The sequence below is a fragment of the Planktothrix sp. FACHB-1355 genome (assembly GCF_014748295.1).
Classification (GTDB): domain Bacteria; phylum Cyanobacteriota; class Cyanobacteriia; order Cyanobacteriales; family Aerosakkonemataceae; genus Aerosakkonema; species Aerosakkonema funiforme_A.
Genome location: NZ_JACJUP010000948.1, coordinates 1 through 2,864, shown reverse-complemented (window position 1 = coordinate 2,864; position 2,864 = coordinate 1). Strand labels below are relative to the sequence as shown.

At 47.0% G+C, this 2,864-nt stretch carries 1 protein-coding gene and 1 pseudogene; one reads left to right on the top strand and one right to left on the bottom strand.

The window, feature by feature from the left end; all coding sequences use genetic code 11:
• Positions 1 to 145 precede the first annotated feature (145 nt).
• Positions 146 to 2,401, bottom strand: coding sequence for a recombinase family protein (locus H6S82_RS27365; RefSeq protein WP_199315635.1), 2,256 nt, complete (start codon positions 2,399 to 2,401; stop codon positions 146 to 148).
• A gap of 128 nt (positions 2,402 to 2,529) precedes the next feature.
• On the opposite strand from H6S82_RS27365, the pseudogene H6S82_RS27360 reads away from it, so the two are divergent.
• Positions 2,530 to 2,864, top strand: a pseudogene (locus tag H6S82_RS27360) (proton extrusion protein PcxA); the annotation flags it as partial.

Here is a 2,864-nt window from a genome sequence, read left to right as displayed (position 1 = left end):
TGCTAGAGGCAATGAATGGGCTTGGAAAAGTAAAAAGTGGCGGAGTATCGAACACTTCAAAGCTCATCAAAGAGGCTGGGCAATTGCCGGACTTTTTATCGGCATACCAACAGCTTGGATATATCTAGTTTTCTTGGCGATGATTCTAGGTTTGCGTTAATAATGCCTCCGAGTTAACGGGAACAGAAGCGTTTACCAATGTCAAAAGCGGGCCGTTTTGTTCTTGTCCGTTTACGGCAAAATCGCTGTGACACAAATAAATTCTTTCTCCCGCACGAGACAACAAATCTCGCACAATTCGTCGCAGTCTTTCTTCTCCTGCGTCTGTTTCATCTTGCTCTGTCCAAGGTTCTCCCAATCGATTTTGCAGAAATAATTGCGAAGCAAATAAACTCGCTGCACCTCCACTTAACCACAGAGAAGAACCGACATCCATCCAAAATTGCCAACGATGAAATCTGCGACTGGAACGGTATTGAAAGATATTCGCCAAGGTGACGGCATTTGCTGTTCTGCCAAAACTTCTCATAGGAAAAGGATTTGCCGTTACTGTACCGCGCCGCAGTAGCTGTATGAATCGACCGACGGTAGTATGAGATGGTGTATCTCCTGGGTTAACGGGAGAGTCGATCGGAGTTTTTCGCAGTCGTCCGTCTACTTCCCAATAATGCTGGGCGGTTTCCATTAATTCTCGCAAAGCTGATAATTGGTGAAAGGGAAGATAGCTGCCATTCCACAAAAAGCGCTGAATTGCTCGATCGAGTACGTGAACGCCGCTGGGTATGAGACGCTGCTGTTGTTGCGATCGCTGTTCTTCCAGCCATTGTACAATTTCTTCATAAGCAATGGTCGCTTGATATCCCAGACGATCCCAGCGAGCAAAGCTTTTCACCGGCTGCAAACTGGGCAATTCCGGATCGGGCGCATAACAATAGTCTGCCAACAAACCGGCGCGAACTGGATCGATACCTTTTGGGATTTGGGATTTGGGATTTGGGATTGAGGTATCTTCCGATTCCTCGTTATCTGTTGCTGCTGATGATTGACTGAGTACTACCAACATTTCCGCGATCGCATCTCGGTCTACCAAACGTCCCAATCCCGGATAAACTAAAGCCAGAAGGGTGAGCAATGCGCGAACGATCGGAGAACTGGATAAGGGGCGCTGATCGTTGAGAGATTCGACGGCTATACCTTTACCTGTGAGAATTTCGATGAAGCTGTAGCGTGCGATCGCATCTAAACCGGGTGCTATGACAGCGACATCTTGCGGTTGCACCTGTCCTGAGTTTATCGCTTGGCTGATGATTTCGGCGGTTTCGCGCAAAAGTTGCGATCGCGATATCGTTTGTAGAGACTGCACCGATTCTGGTAAAGCGGATAGTAAGGAGGGGTCGTTAAGTGCTTCCACCAAGTTATTTCCCAGGCTATCTTCCAAACAAATCACAGGTCGCCTTCTCAAAGTATCTACTTGACAGCGGGATGCCAAACCTGCCATAAAATCGGAGTCAGCACCCAATCCTACGCGCACGCCACCTTCAGGATTGTATGCGAAAGCGCCGATCGCGCCACTGTCTAGGAGAAAGTCAAACAAATCGCGTGCGATCGCGGGATAATCATCTATATCATCTGCCAGAACTATGCGACACCGACGAGTTAAATGCTGCTGATAAGTTGCGTCTGGCAATAAATAGCGCCAATATAATTCCGCAATGATACCGTAAGTCAGCAATCCTCGCTCCAAACACCATTGCTTCCACCGCAACAACATCATTTTTAGTGTTGAGTGCTGACTGCTGAGTTCCGAATCAAAACTCTCCCCCTCTCCCTCTTCCACCAAACCTTGTTCTAAAATTTCAGATATATCCTCTGGAGGCGTTCCACTCAAACCTGCCAGTAACAGCAAGTCGAGGGCGCGACGGACTAATCGATATTCGTTCACCCCCATCTGTCGCCAAATACCCATATCCAATTCCGGACGCCACAGCTCCGTTGCTAATTCCTGTTCTGTTTCCGGGCGCAGTCGCAGGGGAAATTGTGCCTTTAGATTCAACCTCTGTATTAAGAGCGGCCAAAATAGAATTACTTCGTCCTCAAAAAAAGCTAAAGGTGTGGTTGTGCGAATCGGGATATTAGGTATCGCTGCTGTAATGCGATCGGTCAACTCGATGCGGTTATCGCCGTTAGCAGCAAATATCAAAGCTGCTGATGCTCTTTGTCTGGCAGTTAAACGACTGACGACACTTTGGCTAACTGCTCGCCCCTGAGTTGCAGAATTGGGCATAGTAGCATTTGGGCGATCGAATCCCATCTGTACCCAGGTGCAAAACTGCTCTATCAACCGGGTAGTCTTACCACCGCGACTGGAACCAGCGATCCAAATAGATTCAGACACCACCATCCGTCCTCCGGTTAATTTGTTATCATACCACGTACATTCGATTTTCTGACTTTTGCAAATCTGCATTAAGCCAGAAGCAATCAGGATATTTCTCCTATATCACTGAGAGTCAGCGATAAATTTGTGTCATGAAGAAAACATTTTTGGCCAAAATTAGAGATTCCTTGCGTTATGCTGGCGACTGGTTTTCCGAAACGCCAGAAAGAGCCTTAGATCGAGCATATAATGCGGCTTTGCAAATCAAGGCGATCGAAGATGAACATTTTGGGGGTCGCCAAATAGCTGCTGACTCTGCTGAGTACGGAGACAGCACAATGGCTTATTTTGACACAGAACTTAAGCAAAACTTAAATATTATCAAGGCGGGACTGGCGGAATTCAAGGCTAGTAGTTCAGTGGTAAACCTGACGAATCAAAATATAGCCAAACCAAAAGAAGGTGATGTTACCGTCAATAATGGCAA